20 protein-coding genes are annotated in these 20,614 nt (G+C 49.5%); 18 read left to right on the plus strand and 2 right to left on the minus strand.

Features of this window, described 5'->3' with window-relative positions:
* Nucleotides 1–68: 68 nt before the first annotated feature.
* From P6287_RS19270 to P6287_RS19335, 14 genes are all read left to right on the plus strand, one after another.
* Nucleotides 69–2,585, plus strand: coding sequence for a fimbria/pilus outer membrane usher protein (locus P6287_RS19270; protein ID WP_277974283.1), 2,517 nt, complete (start codon nucleotides 69–71; stop codon nucleotides 2,583–2,585).
* 71 nt (nucleotides 2,586–2,656) lie between these two features.
* On the plus strand, nucleotides 2,657–3,406 hold the full coding sequence (locus tag P6287_RS19275; RefSeq protein WP_271461475.1) for a fimbria/pilus periplasmic chaperone: 750 nt from the start codon (nucleotides 2,657–2,659) through the stop codon (nucleotides 3,404–3,406).
* A gap of 11 nt (nucleotides 3,407–3,417) precedes the next feature.
* Nucleotides 3,418–3,921: a fimbrial protein gene (locus P6287_RS19280; RefSeq protein WP_277974284.1), complete on the plus strand. Its 504-nt coding sequence runs from the start codon at nucleotides 3,418–3,420 to the stop codon at nucleotides 3,919–3,921.
* Between the two features lie 11 nt (nucleotides 3,922–3,932).
* Complete coding sequence (locus P6287_RS19285; RefSeq protein ID WP_277974285.1) at nucleotides 3,933–4,424, plus strand: fimbrial protein; 492 nt, start codon at nucleotides 3,933–3,935, stop codon at nucleotides 4,422–4,424.
* Nucleotides 4,425–4,892 (plus strand): fimbrial protein, encoded by a 468-nt coding sequence (locus tag P6287_RS19290; protein ID WP_277974286.1) that lies wholly within the window; start codon nucleotides 4,425–4,427, stop codon nucleotides 4,890–4,892. It begins immediately after the preceding gene.
* A gap of 5 nt (nucleotides 4,893–4,897) precedes the next feature.
* Nucleotides 4,898–5,413, plus strand: coding sequence for a fimbrial protein (locus P6287_RS19295; protein ID WP_277974287.1), 516 nt, complete (start codon nucleotides 4,898–4,900; stop codon nucleotides 5,411–5,413).
* On the plus strand, nucleotides 5,413–6,210 hold the full coding sequence (locus P6287_RS19300) for a hypothetical protein (RefSeq protein WP_277974288.1): 798 nt from the start codon (nucleotides 5,413–5,415) through the stop codon (nucleotides 6,208–6,210). The genes P6287_RS19295 and P6287_RS19300 overlap by 1 nt, the downstream gene beginning before the upstream one ends.
* A gap of 13 nt (nucleotides 6,211–6,223) precedes the next feature.
* Entirely contained in the window at nucleotides 6,224–7,936 is a 1,713-nt protein-coding gene (locus P6287_RS19305; protein WP_277974289.1) for a PglL family O-oligosaccharyltransferase, read from the plus strand.
* 297 nt (nucleotides 7,937–8,233) lie between these two features.
* Complete coding sequence (gene lpxP, locus P6287_RS19310; protein WP_101760701.1) at nucleotides 8,234–9,157, plus strand: kdo(2)-lipid IV(A) palmitoleoyltransferase; 924 nt, start codon at nucleotides 8,234–8,236, stop codon at nucleotides 9,155–9,157.
* 138 nt (nucleotides 9,158–9,295) lie between these two features.
* Complete coding sequence (locus P6287_RS19315; RefSeq protein WP_277974290.1) at nucleotides 9,296–10,735, plus strand: efflux transporter outer membrane subunit; 1,440 nt, start codon at nucleotides 9,296–9,298, stop codon at nucleotides 10,733–10,735.
* Nucleotides 10,736–10,850: 115 nt separating this feature from the next.
* On the plus strand, nucleotides 10,851–11,993 hold the full coding sequence (locus P6287_RS19320; protein ID WP_277974949.1) for an alanine racemase: 1,143 nt from the start codon (nucleotides 10,851–10,853) through the stop codon (nucleotides 11,991–11,993).
* A 106-nt stretch (nucleotides 11,994–12,099) separates the two neighbouring features.
* The gene (locus P6287_RS19325) at nucleotides 12,100–12,495 is read left to right on the plus strand and encodes a polyketide cyclase (protein ID WP_101760704.1); all 396 of its coding nucleotides are present in this window, start codon (nucleotides 12,100–12,102) and stop codon (nucleotides 12,493–12,495) included.
* A gap of 436 nt (nucleotides 12,496–12,931) precedes the next feature.
* Nucleotides 12,932–13,198 carry a hypothetical protein gene (locus tag P6287_RS19330; RefSeq protein ID WP_137386792.1) on the plus strand — a complete coding sequence of 89 codons (267 nt, stop codon included), beginning with the start codon at nucleotides 12,932–12,934 and terminating at the stop codon, nucleotides 13,196–13,198.
* Nucleotides 13,199–13,272: 74 nt separating this feature from the next.
* Nucleotides 13,273–13,917: an oligosaccharide flippase family protein gene (locus tag P6287_RS19335; RefSeq protein WP_101760706.1), complete on the plus strand. Its 645-nt coding sequence runs from the start codon at nucleotides 13,273–13,275 to the stop codon at nucleotides 13,915–13,917.
* Between the two features lie 80 nt (nucleotides 13,918–13,997).
* Here P6287_RS19335 and P6287_RS19340 read toward each other — a convergent pair whose 3' ends face one another.
* Nucleotides 13,998–14,690 carry a LuxR C-terminal-related transcriptional regulator gene (locus P6287_RS19340; protein WP_101760707.1) on the minus strand — a complete coding sequence of 231 codons (693 nt, stop codon included), beginning with the start codon at nucleotides 14,688–14,690 and terminating at the stop codon, nucleotides 13,998–14,000.
* 292 nt (nucleotides 14,691–14,982) lie between these two features.
* Here P6287_RS19340 and P6287_RS19345 point away from each other — a divergent pair, with 292 nt between their 5' ends.
* Nucleotides 14,983–15,600: a trimeric intracellular cation channel family protein gene (locus P6287_RS19345; protein ID WP_008109765.1), complete on the plus strand. Its 618-nt coding sequence runs from the start codon at nucleotides 14,983–14,985 to the stop codon at nucleotides 15,598–15,600.
* Here the strand turns inward: P6287_RS19345 and ligB are convergent.
* Nucleotides 15,514–17,283, minus strand: coding sequence for an NAD-dependent DNA ligase LigB (ligB, locus tag P6287_RS19350; protein ID WP_277974291.1), 1,770 nt, complete (start codon nucleotides 17,281–17,283; stop codon nucleotides 15,514–15,516). The genes P6287_RS19345 and ligB overlap by 87 nt on opposite strands.
* A 240-nt stretch (nucleotides 17,284–17,523) precedes the next feature.
* Between ligB and gmk the strand changes: the two genes are divergently transcribed.
* Genes gmk through spoT form a run of 3 tightly spaced genes read left to right on the plus strand, consistent with a single transcriptional unit; the run spans nucleotide 17,524 to nucleotide 20,612 of the window.
* Nucleotides 17,524–18,147: a guanylate kinase gene (gmk, locus tag P6287_RS19355; protein WP_008109768.1), complete on the plus strand. Its 624-nt coding sequence runs from the start codon at nucleotides 17,524–17,526 to the stop codon at nucleotides 18,145–18,147.
* A 57-nt stretch (nucleotides 18,148–18,204) separates the two neighbouring features.
* A complete protein-coding gene (rpoZ, locus tag P6287_RS19360; RefSeq protein WP_007885265.1) occupies nucleotides 18,205–18,480 on the plus strand; it encodes a DNA-directed RNA polymerase subunit omega in 276 nt (91 codons plus the stop codon).
* Nucleotides 18,481–18,500: 20 nt separating this feature from the next.
* Entirely contained in the window at nucleotides 18,501–20,612 is a 2,112-nt protein-coding gene (gene spoT / locus P6287_RS19365) for a bifunctional GTP diphosphokinase/guanosine-3',5'-bis pyrophosphate 3'-pyrophosphohydrolase (protein WP_101760709.1), read from the plus strand.
* Nucleotides 20,613–20,614: the final 2 nt, after the last annotated feature.

A 20,614-nucleotide genomic window follows, 5' to 3' on the forward strand; every position in this document is an offset into this window, starting at 1 on the left:
TTTCCACGCTAATTAGAGACATGCGTAATCTGCGCATCTCTTGTTTATTTCAACAGGGTGTTAGTAGTATGTCAGTCCATACCAGGAACTCATTTCCTTTTCAAAATAACTGGCGCTTACGCCCGTTAGTAATTGCTTTATCATTGGCTTTTTTTAGCAGTGCATTAGCAGAGGAAGTTGAGTTTAATCTGGACAACATGGATATTTCCGACCGGGAAAACATTGATATGAGTCAATTTTCCCGGGCAGGTTATATGATGCCTGGTCAATATGACATGGCAATCAAAATTAATGACAATGAATCACCCACCGAGGAGGTTACTTTTTTACCGTCTGAACATGATGAAAACGAAACTGTCGCCTGCTTAACACCAAAAATGATGGCAGGCTTCGGTTTAAAGAAGTTATGGTTAGATAAAGTTACCTACTGGAATATTGAAAAATGTGCCCGGCTTGATATCATGCCGGGTATCATTTTGCGTCCTGATCTCGCGTCATCAACGCTCTACATGAATGTTCCTCAGGCATATATTGAATATCAAACTGCTAACTGGGATCCCCCTTCACGCTGGGACGAAGGGATTGCTGGATTTATTGCGGATTATAACACCAATTTTAATTACTCCTCCCCGGCACAAGGCAGTGAATCACGCGAATTAAGCGGTAATGGCGTGGTAGGTGTCAACGCCGGTCCCTGGCGTATGCGTGCGTTCTGGAATGGTACTCATTACACTGCCAATAACACTAAAACCTCTACTTTTAACTGGAATCAATATCAGGCATTTAGGGCAATCAAACCTTGGGGCGCAAAATTAATTATTGGTCAAAATGACCTCGCCAGTGATGTGTTTGAAAATGCACGCTATGTTGGCGCCAGCCTTATTAGTGATGATAGCCAGTTACCCCCCAATTTGCGTGGATACGCACCGGAGGTCCGTGGCGTGGCGAAGACCAATGCAAAAGTCACCATTAGTCACGCTGGACGTGTGTTATATGAAAGCCAGGTGGCTCCCGGTCCTTTTATTATTCAGGACTTGAGCGACTCTATTACTGGCACGCTGGATGTCAAAGTTGAAGAGCAAGATGGCAGCATTCAGACCTTTCAGGTCGAAACCGCATCTGTTCCCTATCTTAGTCGCCCTGGACAGGTTCGCTTTAAGGCGGCGGTAGGGCAAACGACAGACGATAGATTTCATCTGCAGAATGAAAGGTTAATGGCAGGGGAATTCTCATGGGGTATTAGTAACGGTTGGTCGCTGCTCGGGGGTGGATTATCCTCTGGAAAATATCATGCCGCGTCGTTGGGTGCAGGGCGTGACCTCTTATCGTTTGGGGCCCTGGCACTCACCGCAACCCAATCTTATGCAAAGCTGCCTAATAACCAAACGCGCTCTGGCGGCTCCTATAGCCTGAGTTATTCTAAACGCTTCGAAAACTATGACACGCAGGTTACCTTCGCAGGTTATCGCTTTACGGAGAAGAGCTATCTTAGTCTAAATCAATATCTTGAGGCGAGCCGTAAGCATTTGGTTATTCGTAATAATGCAGCGAATAAGCAGACCTATACCGTTTCACTTAATAAACAATTCCGTACACTCGGCGTCAGCGCATTTTTAAATTATAACTATCAGACTTACTGGAATCGTCAGGCGACCAGCCGCTGGAATATGTCGTTTGCGCGTTATTTCGATGTGGGAAATTTTAAAAACGTCAGTTTCAATCTCTCCGCCTATCGCGCACAAAATTCAGGTATACAAGATGACGGAGTGTTCTTAAGCCTGAACGTGCCTTTCGGGACCTCATCGGGCTTGAATATCAATGCACAAAATTCAGATGCCGGCCAAATCAATAGCCTGAGTTGGTATAACCGCATGGATGAACGCAACAGTTATCGCTTAGGCGCCAATGTCGATCGCCAACAACGAAGCGCTTACAGTGGCTACTACACCCATACCGGCGATAACACGCTAACGAACTATAGTGCCAGTTATAAACCCGGTCAGTATCGCTCCGCAGCCCTGTCCATGCAGGGGGGATTAACGGCCACAGCACATGGAGCAGCATTACATCGCACCATAATACCTGGAGGCACGCGTCTGATGCTGGATACTGAAGGTATTAGCGATGTGCCCATTAAGTCTTCCGGTGCGGCCACTCATAGCAACAAATTCGGAAAAGCGGTACTGGCGGATGTCAGTAGCTATATACGTAATCAGGCACATCTGGATATCAACCAACTCAACGATGACATTGAAGCGGAGTCGCCCGTTTTGCAATTAACCTTAACCGAAGGCGCCATTGGCTATCGTCGCTTTCGATTAATTAAAGGTCAAAAGCTAATGGCGGTTATTCGCCTAAGTGATGGCAGTTATCCGCCGTTTGGCGCGAGCGTATTAAGTAAAGGGCGTGAGACCGGCATTGTTGATGAGATGGGTAGCGTCTGGCTTAGTGGTGTAAACCCTGAAATGCTGATGGATGTTCGCTGGAACGGCAATATTCAATGCCAAATTACCTTCCCAAAAATATTACCCATTGATGAGAGTGGAGAAACAAACCTGCTGCTTCCGTGTACAGAAAAAGAATAATTTTGCGCATTAAAGTTTGTTGAGTATCTGTCGCTCTATTACCCCAGACATATAGAGTGAGTATTAATTTTATGAACCTGAAGGCTTCTCTCGCTACCGTGGCGATGCTGTTTGGCGCTATGATTTTTTCACAAAGCACGCTGGCTGCTGTTGCATTGGATCGCACCCGCGTCATTTATGACGGCGCTGAACGCTCAATCAGTTTGAATATCAGCAATGAAAATAAAGCGCGTCCGTATCTGGCGCAAAGCTGGCTGGAAGATGAGCAAGGAAAAAAAATAAAGTCGCCGCTTATGGCGCTCCCTCCAGTTCAGCGTATTGAGCCGGGTCATAAAAGCGCGATTAAAATCCAATCTTTACCTGCCGCAAAATCATTGCCTCAGGATCGTGAATCTTTGTTTTACTTTAATTTGCGCGAGATTCCGCCACGCAGTGAAAAACAAAACGTATTACAAATTGCGTTACAGACCCGCATCAAACTATTTTATCGTCCAGAAAAATTAATGATCGATCCACGAGCTTCAATCAAACCCGTACAAAATCAACTCACGTTGAAAAAAAACGGTGATCAATACACGGTGATAAATCCTACCGGATATTATGTCACGCTGATTACTGCAGCCAGTCATGTTGATGGTAAAGAAGAAAGTGATTTTAAACCGATCATGATTCCGCCACAAGGCAGTGCCGCTATTAACGTAAAAGCCAGTAAGTTAGGTTCGCATCCGGTATTAAGCTATATCGACGATTTCGGCGGTCGGCCAAAATTGACATTCAGTTGCAAAGCCAATGTGTGCCGTGTCACCGATAGCCGCGAATAAGCATGAACAGCATGAAGTGGCTGGTCATCTTCTTCGCACTGCTGCACTGCAAAATGCTCTTCTCAGCGCCGATCGCGCCGCATGAAGAAATTATCCCCGGCACGAATAGATATCCAATTAATGTGTCGGGGATTATCGTCAGCTCCCAATGTACTTTGAATGGTGATCGAGAAAGTCGTGTTAACTTCGGCGATATCATCATTCAACTAATTGATGGTATCCGGTTCAGTAAATCGGTGCCATTCACCGTCACGTGTCCGGGAGCTTTCAACGGGGAGCAGGAAGTTTTTATCTCAGCTACAGCGGCGGTGTTTGATAAAAATGTCATTTCTACCACCAACAGCAATGTGGGCATCAAATTAATATTAAACGGTAAAGACATTGAAATAAATAAAGCACACAATATTGACTGGCGAGTATCAAACACATTGATTGCCGTACCGGTTAAAAACAAGGTCAAAGTCACAGCGGGGGAATTTACTGCAACCGCTACCATGGTATTGAATGTTCGTTGAGAAGACGCGGAATGCAGATCTTAAAAATAATGTTCTGTCCACTGATCATTACATTTGCGTTGCATAGCACGTTGTCTAGTGCCAATGCAGGCGTCAATTTTTCAGGAAAGCTGATTAACGTCCCGTGTAAAATTGACAATAATAATGATATTGATGTTAACTTTGGCGACAGTGTGGATATTAATGAAATAGATGGCCTGAAATACACTGAATTGCTAACGCTGTCGATTAAGTGTGATGAAAACTATTCCGAAAACCTTTACTTCCGTGTATCGGGCAACGCAGCAATATTTGATAAAGCAGCAATACGCACTAACATCACTAACGTTGGGATAAAATTCATCAATGGTAAAGATGGCACACCACTCGAAATAAACAAAAAATACAATTACGTGCAGACAGGTGATTTTTCTCTAAAGGTGGTTCCTGTTAAAAAATCTGGTTCAATACCCTTGCCAGGTAAGTTAACAATAAGTGCTCAACTGATTGTCGAGCCTCAGTGAATGAAAACTGCAATGCTCATACTGTCACTCTTTATTTATTGTTGTAATTCACACGCTGTGAAAATAAATTTTTCAGCCACACTGATCAGTATTAATTGCGTAATAAACAATGACAAACCGGCAGACGTTGATTTTGGTGATGCAGTAGGAGTAAATCATGTTGATGGTGTGAGATATCAACAGCGTGTTCCCATCAGTATCGTATGTCGGACCCCGCCGGGAAAACAGCTGGAACTGGCATTTTTGGGCATAACCAGCAATTTTGATGCCAGCGCATTATTCACAGGGATTGATGATTTAGGTATCAGGATAATGCAAAATAATCAACCCATTATAATCAATCAGCGCTTTACGCTTGATGATCTTACGCAGCCAATATTTTATGCCGTTCCGATAAAGCGAGCTGGCAGCGCTTTGAAAAGCGGACGTTTTAAAGCGCTTGCAACGCTTGTTATTAAATACGAGTAATGATTATGCGCTTCCATATTATGTTAATAACTCTGCTATCAACATGTTCTATAAACGCCTTTGCAGCTGCTGACTTTTCTTTTACAGGCGGATTAGTGCAGGAACCCTGCATTCTCGACCCCAACAGCAGTGATATTGTTATTGATTTTGGCAGCGTCATTAATAAATTTCTTTATCGCTATCAACGTACCGCAGGTATTTCCATAACGCTTAATTTACAGGGTTGCGATACCTCAACATCCGATAAACTCTCAATCACCTTTAAGGCAACAGAAGATGTGCAACAAGCGGGCATGATGGCACTTGATCCATCCAGTACCGCAAAAGGCATCGCCATTGGCGTTGAAGAAAAAGGTATTTTTATTCCGATAAACAAAAGCGTCGAGAGGATTTTCCATTCTGGTGACAACAAAATGGTCTATCACTTATTCCTGTCTGCTAATCGTGAAAGCATTAAAAATAACGAATTACATCCCGGTACAATCAATGCCAGCGCAACCGTAGAACTGGAGTATCACTAATGAGCATTTTTAAACTCATCATTTATTTTATTTGCATAATTACTCCTGCATCAGCACAAGCCACAATCATCAGCCATAATGTTTATTTTTCCTGGGTAGGGAAATATACTACCTTTCGTGTTTATGTTGATCACTGGGATGAAGATAGCCCTTTAAAAAATCCGTGTTATAAGCAGCCGGGCTGTAAAATCGCGTCCTTTCCCGAAAATAATAATGTTCCTGCTGACATTCATGCGCCAAATGTTTTATTCGCAGAAAACTATGCAACCATTGGCGAACTGGGAAAAGCGTATAAAGCTAAATATCCTTTATCGACAGAACATACCTTCCAGATAGACGGATGGTCCACTGATTATAATTGTTTCCGACTGGCAACATTTCAAAATGATTGGCATGATGCAACCTTTCTGCCTGATAATATATGTATCAGAGATCATAAATATCCTGTTAGTTGTTCACTTTTGGGTGATACTAATCTCTATCACGGCTATGTTTCTGATAAAAGCATAAACGGTAATACTGCTCAAACGCAGTTAACACTATCCTGTAGCTCAGCGGCAACGGCAAAAATTTACGCGGTAGGGTTTAACACCAATATTGTCTCACTCCGTTCGGATGACAGTTTGCAGACTGAATTAAAAGTCAACGATCAAGATGCTTCTGAAGGCATTGAGATTGAAGTTAATTCAGCCGACTCGCTGGCAACGTTTACGCTTAGCTCAACGCTGCGTACTCATGGAGCAGTCACACCTGGCGCATTTAATGGTGCCGGCACGCTCATCATTTCCGCTTATTGATTAGAAGAAAACCATGTTTTTCAGCCCTACTGTTCGCAAGCCCCCATTTACTACATTGCTTGTTTCATTAGTCGTGGCGAGCGACTTAATATTGATGCTGCAAGTTTACGTTGCCAATATGGGCGGTTCAGGTTTTCGCCTGCCGCAAAATCTTATTACGCTCATTTTTATGGGCACCTGTATTTTTATCGTGGCAATAAAATGCCTCCTTTCGCCCCCCTCAACGGACGGGGTGCGAGTGGCAAAGGTGACACCGACATGGCTGCTAGCGTTTCTGATCCTTAGCCAGCCCGTACTCTGTACGTTTAACGGCAATCATGATGTGACCTTACTCCCCCAGTTAACTGCCTATGCTCTGGCAGTGCTGTTTTACCTGGCCATGCTACAAATCCCCCTTTCGCCAAACGTTAAAAGGCTCTGGCTGGTATGCATTATTACTGCGGCCGTGGCGCAAGCGATGCTGGCGCTATGCCAACTCTTCATGACTGGGGCAAATAACTGGATGGAATTTCCGGCAGATGGCACCCGCGTCTATGGCATTTTCCAGCAGGTAAATTTACTGGGTAGTTTTCTGGCTACTGGCTGGACGTTAGCGCTGTATTTTAGCTTTAAGGTGCGTCATGGCGGGCTTCGTTTACTATTGGCAGCGATCATGGCTGTATTGCTGGTGATTTTAATGATCATCCAGTCTCGCGTTGCCTGGCTTGGTGCGTCGGCCAGTAGCGCTTTACTTTTCTGGACATTCCGCCGGCATCGCCATTGGCGGCAACACCTCTTGATTGGCTTACCGATTGCATTAGCAATTGTGATAGCTTGCCAGACCCTGCTCGCGTATGCACCCATGGCGGGATTACAAAAAGTGGATAAAACCCATTCAACGGCAGGCCGTGTGCAGATGATCACGCACAGCCTGCATATGATCGCCGAACGTCCTTTACGTGGTTGGGGTGCCGGTCATTTTGAGCACGATTATCTGCTGCACGTACGTGAGGAAACGGCGCATCCGTTGAATTCTCGTCCCCCAACGCACCCGCATAATGAAATCCTGTTTCAGTGGGTGGAAAATGGCGTTATTGCGCTGGCGGGAGTGGCACTAATAATTTGGGCATGGTTCAAGCCCGTCGTAACCGGCAGCCCTCATGCAAGGCGACGCGCCTTTACGTTTTGGACGATGACCTTACCTATCGTGACCCATCTGCTTTTTGAGTATCCACTCTACCAGTCCGCGCCGCATGGTTTGGTATTACTACTGCTGATCCGTCTGATGCAATCTGAGTCAGATCTGCAAAGCCTGACTCTGCGCCCGTTGGCGCATTACGCTGCGGCTGGGTTTGTCACCCTTTTTGCTCTCGCATTGATGGTTTTTGCGGCAACAGGTTTGCACACCAATGCCATCCTGACGCAAATTGAGCGCAACAGGTTTGCTGATTTTTCCCATGCTGAGCAACTTATTAATCCTTACGCCCAATGGGAGCGCTATCAGTTTGATGCAAACCTTCATCGTCTAATGACGTTTAACAGCACAAACGATGTCGGGCAATTAATCCAATTCAAAGTGTGGGCCAGGGAATACCTGACAAAGCACCATGATGCCAACGTAACCTACTCACTGCTTAAAATTGCCATGTTGCAGGGAGACATGGAATGGCAACAGAGACTGCATCAGCGCGGTCATCAGCTTTTTCCTGAAGACAAACGCTTTAATCTTCCTGAGCAAAGTAAATAAAGCGTAAAGATTAGTGTGTCCTTATTAACAGACAGTTCTTAATCCACTATGTGATGGGTATTTTGACTTCTATAGGATGAGTTTACCCTGCTGTTTTTAAAGGGAATGAATAAAAGGTGATAGAATAAGGCCGTTCTAACCATGAATGTGCTCAATCCTGAGGATTGCAGAGATTGGGTAACATTGACGGCACTTTTTGCTAAAGTGCTGGTCGTAATCAATACAGTTGTACCGCTCCAGGAACTCAGGGACCCTTTTTCTTCGTGCGATACATTTTTTCCCCGACATGAAGGCGTTATGACGAAATCCAGGCAGTTCCGTTCCAAACTTCTGCATCCCCGTTATTGGTTTACCTGGTTTGGGCTAGGTGTGCTGTGGCTGCTGGTGCAACTTCCTTACCCCATTCTGATCCGGCTTGGTGCTGGCGCTGGCAAATTGTCGCGTCACTTCCTGAAGCGCCGCGAACGCATCACCCGTCGCAATATTGAGCTGTGCTTCCCCAATATTAAGGAAGAGAAAATCGAGGCGATGATCGCCGGCAACTTCGAATCGCTAGGAATGGCGCTGGCAGAAACCGGCATTGCCTGGTTCTGGTCTGATGCACGCGTGCGTCGTTACTTCGAAGTGCATGGTCTGGAAAACCTGCAGCACGCACAAAGCCACCAGCGTGGTGTGATGGTCATCGGTGTGCACTTTATGTCGCTGGAGCTGGGCGGCCGCATTACCGGTTTATGCCAGCCAATGATGGCGATGTATCGTCCGCACAATAATCAGGCGATGGAGTGGGCACAAACCAAAGGTCGCATGCGTTCGAATAAAGCAATGATTGATCGTCGCGATTTGCGCGGCATGGTGCAGGCGCTGAAAAAAGGCGAAGCGGTCTGGTTCGCACCGGATCAGGATTACGGCCCCAAAGGCAGCGTGTTTGCTCCGCTGTTTGCGGTGAAACAAGCGGCGACCACCAACGGCACCTATGTTTTGTCTCGTCTGGCAAAACCGGCAATGCTGACCATCGTGTTGATTCGAAACCAGGATAAGAGCGGTTATCAGCTGATTATTCAGCCTGAACTGGAAAATTATCCGTATGAAGATGAAGCCGCTGCCGCTGCTTACATGAATCGCGTGATTGAGAATGAAATTCTGCGCGCGCCCGACCAATATCTGTGGCTGCATCGTCGCTTTAAAACCCGTCCGCCGGGTGAAGCGTCTCTCTATATCTAATCTCTTGATGCAGCAGGTTTTCACCTGCTGCTCATTTTCTCTGCTCACATTTAACAACCATTCTTAACGAAAAACAGGTTTGTCAAAATCTGCCCCGCCTCTTGTAATGGTCGCCTTCACCTCTCTTTGACCAGAACCATGACACAGCACTTTCACTGCAAATTTCTCGCGCTGGCCGTTGCCACTGCGCTGCTGGCCAGTTGTGCCAATCCACACGGCTTACACCCCAAAAACACGCTGCTTGATGCTAACGCTCTGCAAGCCAGTCAATCCCTGAAAAACGCGCATTTCAGCGCCGCGAATTGGCCAAAGAGCGCATGGTGGCAAGGTTTTAACGATGCTCAACTCAATCGAATGATTGATGATGCGATGGCATCCAACCCGGATTTGCAGGTAGTCAACGCGCAAGCGGATAAAGCCAATGCACAAGTGATTGCCGCCGATGCCGAACGCTATCCGGATGTCGATCTCAACGCGGGCATTACGCGCTCGCGTGTAGCAAAAGTGGATGATCCGCTGCTGGAGGGGAAAAGCTACAGCACGCTGCGCACCGCTAACGTTGGCTTGAGCTACACCTTCGATTTATGGGGCGGCAAAAAAGATGCCGCTGAAGCCGCATTGGGGCAAGCACGTGCCAGCGAGTTGGATCGTCAGGCCAGTCAGTTAACGCTGGCCGCGAACGTGACGCGAGCGTGGAACCACCTTAATCTCGCCTGGAATAATGCCGAACTGGCGCAGCAGAATGCCGAGCGTGCGGCGGGTATCGCCAAAATTCAGCAGCAATATGTCAGCGCTGGACTCACTTCCGATTACCAATATAAGCAGGCGCTGTCGCAGCAGAAAACCGCGCAAGCCGAATTGACGCAAGCTAAACAGCAAGTCACTGATGCCGGTATTCAGCTTTCGACGCTGATAGGTAAAGGCCCGGATTACTGGCATCAGCTAAAACCGGCGCAGATGAATGTGCCGGTCGCCGCCATGCTGCCAAACGCCATTCCGGCCGAACTGCTGGGTCGTCGTCCGGATGTGGTGGCCGCGCGCTGGCGCGTTGAAGCGGCATCGAAACAGATCGCCGCCAGCAAAACCGAGTTCTATCCCAACATCAATTTGGTGGCCGAAGCCGGCACCAAATCACTGCTCGGCGATGCCTTGTTTGGTGCACCAAGCCGCTTCTTTAATGTGGGACCGAGTTTGTCATTGCCAATCTTTGACGCGGGCAAACGTCGCGCCGATTTAGCAGAGAGCGACGCCGATTACGATCTGGCGGTGGCGCAGTACAACAAGTTGCTGATTAGTTCACTGGGCAATATCAGCGACACCATTACTCAGTTGCAGTCGATTCAGGATCAGCTGGCGCAACAGGAAAGCGCCAACCAGCTGATTCACAGCGCGTGGGATGATTTGCATCGTGAATACGCAGCGGGCCTGCGTCCTTATCTTGATGTGCTGACAATCCAAAATCAGCTGATCGAATCCGACCAAAAACGGGTGGCGCTGAAGGCGCAGCAGATTAACCTTGCAGTGGTTTTGATAGAAGATTTGGGCGGCGGATTCCAGAGCTCCAACTCTAAAGTTTAAAAAGTCACCATCAATGGCGGCCCTGCGCAGGAATGTGCCGATTTTGTCGGCTGGCATTCTACCGTGCATTGATGAATCATAGTCCGCACTGTGTAATCACCTGCGGACTATTATGATGGAACAGAATATTGAGGCTGGTTGGTTGCGGCCTCTGATTGCCGACCGACTCACACCTTACCTCGAAATTGATGCAGCGCGCCTGCAACGCAACCTGCAACAGATGCAGCAAAAAGCCGATGCCGCTGGCGTCACGCTACGTCCTCATATCAAAACCCATAAAAGCGTCTGGATTGCTGAGCAGCAGCGAAAGCTCGGCGCGCGCGGCATTACCGTATCTAAACCGAGTGAAGGCATCGCTTTTATTCTCGCTGGCGAACGCGATCTACTGCTGGCTTACCCCGTAGTGCATGCCGAAACGCTGAAAGAATTTTTGGCGGTGGCCGCACAACATCAGGCGCGCATTACCTGCATTGCGGATTGCACGAATGGCGTGGCGGCAATAGCGGCTGCACATCAGCGCCAGCCCGATTGCCAGCTGGCGTTAGCCATCAAAGTGGATGTGGGATTACATCGCATCGGTGTTGATCCGCACGGCGATGCCGCCGTTACGCTGGCGCAGCAGATACAGGGTGCGGGCCTCACGTTTGCCGGGCTGGTTTCTCATGCCGGTCACGCTTATGGCGCAGGCAACGCCGCAGCGATTGCCGACGTTGCCCTGCAGGAAATCACATGGATGCGTGCTCTGCAGCAGCGCCTGATTGCCGCTGGTTTTGCGCACTGCCCGATTTCAGTCGGTTCAACGCCAACGGCATTGGCGGCACCCGTCGCGCAGGGCAGCGATGAAATCCGCCCCGGCAATTATGCGCTGCTCGATCTTACCGCATGGCGTTTAGGTCTTTGCACGCCAGAGGCGTTGGCGCTGAGCGTGGTAACGCGCGTGGTAGCGGTCAATCCGCACTTCGCCATTATTGATGCCGGTTCCAAAATGCTTAGCTCTGACAAAGGGCCGCACGGCACCAATGCCAGCGGATTTGGTATCGCCGTCGATGAGCAAGGCAATCATTATGAAGTGTTGAAGCTGTCGGAGGAGCATGGTTTCCTGCAATATGCTGAACAGGCACCCGCCGTTGGCGCGCTGCTACGCATCTTCCCTAATCACAGCTGCGCGGTAGTTGCGCAGTCCGATCGCTTCGTGCTGCGCCATGCTGATGGTACGGGTGAAGAACAGGCTATTCAGGGACGCGGCAAGTTTATCTGATTACAGCGTTTTCACGGAAACCGCTGCTGACCCACACTTCCATGACCGGGCCGTTTGCAGCCCGGTATCAGCGTGCTTTAATGGCTGTATCACATCAGGAGGTCCCATGCTGCCATCTCAGACCGTCACACTAACGGTTCCACGCAACTGGTTAGATTTGTATGAAACCATCTGGAAACCGGAATGCTTTGCCAAATGGGCTAGCGGACTCAGCGCCAGTACGCTGACGCAGGAAGGGAACAGCTGGAAAGCCAAAGGTCCCGAGGGAACGGTAAAGATTCGCTTTACCCCACACAATCCCTTTGGCGTGATGGATCACTGGATTGATACCGGAACGGGTAAAGAGATTTATATGCCGATGCGGGTGATTGCCAATGAGCAAGGTGCGGAAGTGGTGATGGTGGTTTATCGTCAAGCATTCATGTCTGACGAGAAGTTTGCCGAGGATGTTGCATGGGTAAAACGCGATCTGGAACAGCTTCTTCATCTGTTAACTCATTAGAATCAATGGATTATGCAGAGATAGCCTCTTTAACGCATGCTGGAATCAATCAATAAAAATCGCTGACTTTTTTGCTCAGTAGCGTTTAACTGTTTTGCTCAAGCCTTCACGTATTTATCTGCTAATCACCAGTCTGGCTTAAGCATCCTCAACAGGAAAATTCCTGGTGAGGATGTGCAGAAAAATGCTGAGTGCCTCTGATTTATCAAAGTTTTTTCTGTATTTCTTTATCGCCGATTCATTCAACCGTATGGAATGAAGAAAAGCACTAATAAATAGTAAATCATTCGCCTTATATATTCTGATGCAAATTCTGAAACCATTTATTCCTGCGGTCTATTTATAGGAGTTTTCTGATGGTGTTAAATTAATTAAAACACGGTATAACTCATTTCACACACAGCAGTAACCATAATAACAACAGCAGGGAAATAACATGGATCGCTCAACCTATCCTTTGTTATCAGAAAAAGAATTTGTTGAGATTGCCAGCCGGATGCTGGCCGGGGAATATATAAACTCAAAGGGATTTTATAATGATCTTACGGATTTCCTCCGTACAGGAGGAGATACCATTAAGACAACAACATCATTAAGCGCCAGGGTCATCTTAATAAATTCAGAACATCATTTAATTGAACGCATTTTTACGTGGCAAAACCTGAAAGGTATATCAGGGCTGCGTCAGGATGCGCTGCATTGATGTAAGCTGTGCTTTGGCCTGTGGCCAGAGTAACCCCTTAATTGCACTGGTACATATACCATAATGAGCAGAATATGGCGATAAGAGAAAAAAATCTGACCAACGCTAAATGGTCAATTTTGTCATCGATTAAAATCGTCGGCATTGGTGTTTTACAACTTTCACTTCTGGCACAAATACTCCAGGCAAACGAGTTAAATTTACTCGCCATTGCTATTGTAATGTTATTGATTATTGACACACTGGCCGATCGCGGATTTGGCAATACCATTATCAGAACTAAAAACCTGAACAATAGCGATCTCTCAATATTATATTGGGGGAATGTATTAAGCGGACTCGCTATTTTTGCCGCGCTGTTTATTGGTAGCGATATTTCTAGCCGAATAATGAATCAACCCGAAATGGCAATAATGCTGGAAATGATTTCGGTCATCTTCATTATTATTCCGCAGGGACAACATTATCGCGCCATATTACAGCGGGAAAACCAATTTTCACGCATCGCTTTCGCGGAAACATCTTCTGTACTGGTGGGATTAAGCGTCACACTGTTTACCGTGTGGCTGACACCTTCAGTGCTGTGCGCCATCTGGGGCTACCTCGCCATGGTATCCATCAGAATGCTGATTTACTGCTACTACGGTCGCTCCTGGTTCCAGCCAGAATACCGCTTTAGCCTGAAAAGTTTCGCTAACGTGCGAGCAAGAAACGGATAATAAAAACAAGTCTGTATGGTGGGCTCTGGGCATCTGAAAAGATGCGTTCGCGTGCTGGTCGCCAGCACGCTTTTTTCTTTTTAGGCTTCCAGTAACTCTTCCAGTGACTGAAAACTGAGTTCACTTAACTTGCCGTTACGCTGCAAGCGCAGCCAACTCACTATCATGCGTAACTCATCAATCACCATGTAGAGATCGGCCATATCATTCTTGCTTTTGACCTGCAGTCGCGCCAGTGCATTGAGTTTGTGTGCATTCACTGTTTTATGACTGATGCCCAGGCGAATGCCGATGTGCTCAATGCTGTAACCCCACGCCATCATCAGTAGCACCCTTAATTGCCTGTCTGGCAGAAGAATATCCGCGCCTTCAACTAACTGAATTTGGGCATTAGTGTTGATGCTGGTGAGGAGACGGCTGGAAAGTATCTGACGAGATGATTTTAAGTCCAACACCGTCAGCGAAGGCAGGTAACGACTGAGCGCATGCATCAGGGGTAACAAACGCCGCGTCAGCACCACGATTTGCATCGTGGGAAACTGCTGCTGTAAGGCGTAAAGCACTTTTAAGGTGCCGGTTAGCGGCATATTTTCATGAAAGATACACACCAGCAAACGCGGTTTCATCTTTTCGCACTTCGCCATGACCGTGCTGAGAGACCATAGCTCATGCAGCTGACACGCAACAGGTAACGAGGACAAAAGACTCTCAAGCCCCAGCGCCGCCAGTTTGTCAGAGGAGAAAAAGAGGATGTCTTCGTTACGAGTTTTCATGCCTGTCCAATAGTTGCTACGCGTGATGCCTGAGAGCGGAAAGCCGGGTTTATTTGCCAGTAATCACGTACGACACAAACTGGATGGAACTTAAGAAGAGAAGATCAGCCCTCTCTTCGCATCATTTATACTTATGCGAAAAGGTCATTAACTGCAGATATATCCCGCACGTTAAGCCTGTTAACATGCACACCATCAAAATGCCTAATCCGATGACGCTTAATTTAGAAAATCTCAGTGGTCTACACTCTGGGAAATCTTTAGCCTTGCCGCCAATTTACTGGAGTGCTCTATGTTATTAACCGTTCTCTATATTATTGGTATTACAGCCGAAGCCATGACCGGCGCGCTGGCGGCAGGACGTCGTAAAATGGACCTGTTTGGCGTGATTATCATCGCCTCGGTCACTGCCATTGGCGGCGGTTCGGTGCGTGACATTCTACTGGGCCACTATCCGCTCAGTTGGGTTAAAAACCCGGAGTACATCATGATCGTGGCTGCGGCTGCGGTTGTGACCACTTTTGTTGCACCGCTAATGACGCACCTGCGCAAAGTTTTTCTGGTGCTGGATGCGCTGGGTTTAGTGGTGTTCTCCATTATTGGCGCCCAGGTTGCACTGGATAGCGGGCACGCCTCCATCATTGCAGCCATCGCCGCCGTGATCACTGGCGTATTCGGCGGAGTGCTGCGCGATATGTTCTGCAACCGTATTCCGCTGGTGTTCCAGAAAGAGCTGTATGCCGGTATCGCTTTCGCCTCGGGCTGGATGTATATCCTGTTGCTGAAAACGCCGCTGGCGCATGAAGCGGTGGTGATCATCACGCTACTGTTCGGCTTCTTCGCCCGCTTGCTGGCGCTGCGTTTCCGCCTCGGTTTGCCGATCTTCAACTATCCCCATCCTGAACATTGAATCAGTTGCAGGAATCTCCTGCTGCTGCAGAAAGTGAATCAACTGCTGCAGGTGCGCATCCTGCAGCATCATCACAATCCGTTGTGCTAACACGCTACCGATACCGGGCAGTTGCTGCCAGCTTTCCGCCGTTCGCGCCAGCAACTGCGACCACTGCGCATCCGGTAAAGCCTGTAACGCTGCACGCGGCAACGGCAAGCCAAGCGCACTCACCCAGCGTCGCAGCGGCTGCTCACGCGTCAGGTTAAAGCGGTGCCAGATAAGTTGCGCGCGAGCCGGCGTGATGCCATTAGCCTGCGCAATCTGATCCGGCGTCAGGGTCAGCCAGGAAAAGAGATGGCTGATAGCGCCGCTATCCAGTAGGCGCTGCCAGCTGCTGCGCTGAACACCCGCAATATCGAGTACCGACTTCTGGCTGAGCCAGCTAAGGCGAGATAAAAACTGCGCCCGGCAGTCGGCGCTAAAGTGCAGACAGGTTAAGCCGTGGAATTCACCCTCCTGTGGCGACGCTGGATAATCGCGCTGCGCCACACGCCAAATCACGCGCTCCAGTCGCGGAATGCCTAATCCCGCCAGCGTGAGCGTCACCTCATCACCCGCGATCACATCCAGTTCCCGCCAGCGTCGCAGGGAACCAATGTTTACCCGGCGTACCGTTTTGTCCTCCAGTTGTACCGGTATCAGATTTAGCACCACAGCGATCTTGCCCGTGCGGCCCACATTGAAATCCACTGACAGCACTTCGCTGCTGACTTCTGCTGGTTGATACTTCCATGCCGCTGACCAACTGCCCTGGCCGGGCTGCCAGTCGCGCCCTGCGCTGACAGGTGATTGATGGATTACCACGCCGTCGGTGACAAACGGCAGCGATTCGCGGAACCAGCGATCGCGCCATACCGCGACTTCCTCTTCATTACTCACCTGACGGCTCCAGCTCTGCGCCAGCCCAAATCCCCATTGTGTGAGCTGCGCCAGACGATCGGGCATTGAATTGGGTCCATCCGGCCACGCCCAGATAAATACGCCAAGGCGCTCAAGCAGCGGGCTGGTGTCGTGGCGCATCATCGCTCCCGCCACCTGAGCGCGCGCGTTCTTGCCGCCGTCACGCGCCTGTTGATGATCGGTCATTTGCAGAAACAGCTCACCTTGCAGCACCACTTCCTCACGCAAGGTATCCAGCCGCTGCGGGATGGAGGGAATATGTGCGGATTTGGCCAGCCACTCTTCGCCACGCAAACCATCGCCGCGGCTGATCAATGAGGCCAACTTACCCTGTCGATATACTAAAGTAACGGCGACGCCATCGACTTTCGGCTGCAGCCATAGCGCAGATTTGTCCTGCATCCAGTACGCCACTGCCAGCTTATCGCGCAGTTTGCGCACGCCGGTATGCGCCACCGGATGATGCGTACTGCCATCGGTGGTGAGTTGTGCATCGTAGGTGGCGTGCGCCGGAGTGAAACAGCGCTGCCACTGCTGTAATCGCTGTTGCAGGCTGTCGTAATCGGCATCGGTCACCAGATTAGTGCCCTGCCGGTAATACGCGTCATCCCACTGTCGTAGCTGGGTTTGCAGCTGTGTGATTTCCTGCCCCGCGCGCACCGGCGACCAATTCGGGCAGAGCGCTTCGGCCCAGCAACCCATACTGAATAAGCAACACAATAGACTCAGGCATCCTTTCATCTTCGCTCTCCTTTTTTGCTATTGGAGCGCGCAGCGCAGGCCTTTACCAGCCATGAAGATTGTGCGCTGGATGCAGATTCCAGAGATTAAATTGCTGTTGCAGCCTGCTACATCAGCCTCTGGCGCGGCTTCACAGAAAAAAGAATTGCCTCAGCCAAGCGGCAAACGCTGCGTGACCACCCCAAGCCGTGTATACTGTGCAGGAAATCGACTCCGCTCTTTACTCAATTCAAGATAACCATGGCTCAAGGCACGCTTTATATAGTTTCCGCCCCCAGCGGCGCGGGTAAATCCAGCCTGATTCAGGCGCTGTTAAAGACACAACCGCTGTACGATACGCAGGTGTCTATTTCTCATACCACCCGTGGCGTGCGTCCCGGTGAAGCTCATGGTGAGCACTACTTTTTCGTCTCTAAGTCCGAATTCGAGACCATGATTGCAACAGACGACTTCCTCGAACATGCGGAAGTGTTTGGCAATTATTATGGTACGTCACGCGCTGCGATTGAGCAGGTGCTGGCGACCGGCGTGGACGTCTTCCTGGATATCGACTGGCAAGGTGCGCAGCAAATTCGCCAGAAAATGCCTGCCGCTCGCAGCATCTTTGTGCTGCCGCCTTCTACCGAAGAGTTGGATCGTCGCCTGCGTGGCCGCGGTCAGGACAGCGAAGAGGTGATTGCCCGTCGTATGCAACAGGCCGTGGCGGAAATGAGCCACTACGCCGAGTATGACTATTTAATTGTTAATGATGATTTCGATCTGGCGCTGTCAGATCTGAAAACCATTATTCGCGCAGAACGTCTGCGTATGGGTCGCCAAAAATCGCGACATGATGCTTTAATCAGCAAACTATTGGCAGTCTGAATTCACTTTCAGTATTATGCCCAGTCATTTCTTCATCATCTGTGGAGTAGCACACCTATGGCACGCGTAACCGTTCAGGACGCAGTAGAGAAAGTTGGTAACCGTTTTGACCTGGTGTTGGTCGCTGCACGTCGTGCACGTCAGATGCAGGTAGGCGGTAAAGATGCGCTGGTTCCGGAAGAGAACGATAAGCCAACCGTTATCGCCCTGCGCGAAATCGAAGAAGGTTTGATCACTACCCAGATTCTGGATGTCCGTGATCGTCAGGAACAGCATGAGCAGGAAGCCGCTGAGTTACAAGCCGTTACCGCTATCGCTGAAGGTCGTCGTTAACAGCACTTCGCAGGTCGCCCTTGTATCTGTTTGAAAGCCTCAATCAACTGATTGAAAAATACTTGCCTGAGGAGCAAATTAAGCGCCTCAAGCAAGCTTATCTAGTCGCGCGTGATGCCCACGAGGGTCAAACACGCTCCAGCGGCGAGCCTTATATCACCCATCCTGTTGCTGTCGCCTGCATTCTGGCCGAGATGAAACTCGACCATGAAACGCTAATGGCGGCGCTGCTGCATGATGTGATCGAAGATACGCCCGCCACTTACCAGGATATGGAACAGCTGTTTGGTAAAAGCGTTGCCGAACTGGTAGAAGGTGTATCCAAGCTCGATAAGCTGAAGTTCCGCGACAAGAAAGAAGCGCAGGCTGAAAACTTCCGCAAAATGATCATGGCGATGGTGCAGGATATCCGCGTCATCTTGATCAAACTGGCTGACCGCACGCACAACATGCGCACGCTCGGCGCGTTACGTCCGGATAAAAAACGCCGTATCGCGCTGGAAACGCTGGAGATTTACAGTCCTCTGGCGCACCGCCTTGGTATTCATCACCTGAAAACAGAACTGGAAGAGCTCGGCTTTGAAGCGCTCTACCCGAACCGTTTCCGCGTGATTAAAGAGGTGGTGAAAGCGGCGCGCGGTAACCGTAAAGAGATGATTCAGAAGATCCTTGCTGAAATCGACGGTCGCTTACAGGAAGCAGGTATTCCCTGCCGCGTAAGTGGACGCGAAAAACATCTTTACTCGATCTACCGCAAAATGCACCTGAAAGAGCAGCGTTTTCACTCGATCATGGATATCTATGCCTTCCGCGTCATCGTGAAAGATCTGGATACCTGTTATCGCGTGCTCGGACAGATGCATAGCTTGTACAAACCGCGTCCCGGACGCGTAAAAGATTACATCGCCATTCCCAAGGCCAACGGCTATCAATCGCTGCATACTTCAATGATCGGCCCACACGGCGTACCGGTTGAAGTGCAGATCCGTACTGAAGATATGGATCAGATGGCAGAAATGGGTGTGGCAGCACACTGGGCGTATAAAGAGAGCGGCGAAGTCAGCGGTACTACCGCGCAGATTCGTGCTCAGCGCTGGTTACAAAGCCTGCTGGAGCTGCAACAAAGCGCCGGTAGCTCATTTGAATTTATCGAAAGCGTGAAATCCGATCTCTTCCCGGATGAGATCTACGTGTTCACGCCGGAAGGCCGCATCGTCGAATTGCCGGCTGGCGCCACGCCGGTCGATTTCGCCTATGCGGTGCATACCGATATCGGTCATGCCTGCGTCGGCGCACGCGTCGATCGCCAGCCTTACCCGCTGTCACAATCGCTGACCAGCGGTCAAACCATTGAAATCATCACCGCGCCGGGCGCTCGTCCGAACGCTGCCTGGCTCAATTTCGTCGTCAGCTCGAAAGCGCGCGCCAAAATCCGTCAGCTGCTGAAAAACCTCAAACGTGAAGACTCCGTCAACCTGGGTCGTCGTCTGTTGAGCCACGCGCTCGGCGGCAGCAAGAAGCTGGCAGAGATTCCGGTTGAGAACATTCAGCACGAACTTGAGCGCATGAAGCTGACCGCCATCGATGATTTGCTGGCAGAAATCGGCCTGGGCAACGCCATGAGCGTGGTGGTGGCAAAGAACTTGCTGCAGTCAGGCAGTGAAGAGCCGCAGAGCAACAGCAAACGCAAAAAGCTGCCGATCAAAGGCGCGGATGGCGTGCTGATTACCTTTGCCAAATGCTGCCGTCCAATTCCTGGTGACCCGATTGTGGCGCACGTTAGTCCCGGAAAAGGTTTGGTGGTGCATCACGAATCCTGCCGTAACATCCGTGGCTACCAAAAAGAGCCTGAAAAGTTCATGCCGGTTGAGTGGGATAAAGTGACCGACCAGGAATTTGTCGCAGAGATTAAAGTCGACATGTTCAATCATCAGGGCGCACTGGCGAATCTGACCGCGGCAATCAACACCGCCAGTTCCAATATTCAGAGCCTGAATACCGAAGAGCGTGATGGTCGCGTGTATAGCGCCTTTATCCGCCTCACCGCGAACGATCGCGTCCATCTGGCGAATATTATGCGCAAAATCCGCGTAATGCCGGACGTGATCAAAGTTCACCGCAACCGTAATTAGCC

Source organism: Pantoea sp. X85, from assembly GCF_029623675.1.
GTDB classification, from domain to species: domain Bacteria; phylum Pseudomonadota; class Gammaproteobacteria; order Enterobacterales; family Enterobacteriaceae; genus Pantoea; species Pantoea leporis.

Excerpts from the sequence above, each read along its gene's own strand:
- P6287_RS19270 (WP_277974283.1), top strand. The coding sequence starts at position 69 with ATGTCAGTCCATACCAGGAACTCATTTCCTTTTCAAAATAACTGGCGC.
- P6287_RS19275 (WP_271461475.1), top strand. The coding sequence starts at position 2,657 with ATGAACCTGAAGGCTTCTCTCGCTACCGTGGCGATGCTGTTTGGCGCT.
- P6287_RS19280 (WP_277974284.1), top strand. The coding sequence starts at position 3,418 with ATGAAGTGGCTGGTCATCTTCTTCGCACTGCTGCACTGCAAAATGCTC.
- P6287_RS19285 (WP_277974285.1), top strand. The coding sequence starts at position 3,933 with ATGCAGATCTTAAAAATAATGTTCTGTCCACTGATCATTACATTTGCG.
- P6287_RS19290 (WP_277974286.1), top strand. The coding sequence starts at position 4,425 with ATGAAAACTGCAATGCTCATACTGTCACTCTTTATTTATTGTTGTAAT.
- P6287_RS19295 (WP_277974287.1), top strand. The coding sequence starts at position 4,898 with ATGCGCTTCCATATTATGTTAATAACTCTGCTATCAACATGTTCTATA.
- P6287_RS19300 (WP_277974288.1), top strand. The coding sequence starts at position 5,413 with ATGAGCATTTTTAAACTCATCATTTATTTTATTTGCATAATTACTCCT.
- P6287_RS19305 (WP_277974289.1), top strand. The coding sequence starts at position 6,224 with ATGTTTTTCAGCCCTACTGTTCGCAAGCCCCCATTTACTACATTGCTT.
- lpxP (WP_101760701.1), top strand. The coding sequence starts at position 8,234 with ATGACGAAATCCAGGCAGTTCCGTTCCAAACTTCTGCATCCCCGTTAT.
- P6287_RS19315 (WP_277974290.1), top strand. The coding sequence starts at position 9,296 with ATGACACAGCACTTTCACTGCAAATTTCTCGCGCTGGCCGTTGCCACT.
- P6287_RS19320 (WP_277974949.1), top strand. The coding sequence starts at position 10,851 with ATGGAACAGAATATTGAGGCTGGTTGGTTGCGGCCTCTGATTGCCGAC.
- P6287_RS19325 (WP_101760704.1), top strand. The coding sequence starts at position 12,100 with ATGCTGCCATCTCAGACCGTCACACTAACGGTTCCACGCAACTGGTTA.
- P6287_RS19330 (WP_137386792.1), top strand. The coding sequence starts at position 12,932 with ATGGATCGCTCAACCTATCCTTTGTTATCAGAAAAAGAATTTGTTGAG.
- P6287_RS19335 (WP_101760706.1), top strand. The coding sequence starts at position 13,273 with ATGGCGATAAGAGAAAAAAATCTGACCAACGCTAAATGGTCAATTTTG.
- P6287_RS19340 (WP_101760707.1), bottom strand. The coding sequence starts at position 14,690 with ATGAAAACTCGTAACGAAGACATCCTCTTTTTCTCCTCTGACAAACTG.
- P6287_RS19345 (WP_008109765.1), top strand. The coding sequence starts at position 14,983 with ATGTTATTAACCGTTCTCTATATTATTGGTATTACAGCCGAAGCCATG.
- ligB (WP_277974291.1), bottom strand. The coding sequence starts at position 17,283 with ATGAAAGGATGCCTGAGTCTATTGTGTTGCTTATTCAGTATGGGTTGC.
- gmk (WP_008109768.1), top strand. The coding sequence starts at position 17,524 with ATGGCTCAAGGCACGCTTTATATAGTTTCCGCCCCCAGCGGCGCGGGT.
- rpoZ (WP_007885265.1), top strand. The coding sequence starts at position 18,205 with ATGGCACGCGTAACCGTTCAGGACGCAGTAGAGAAAGTTGGTAACCGT.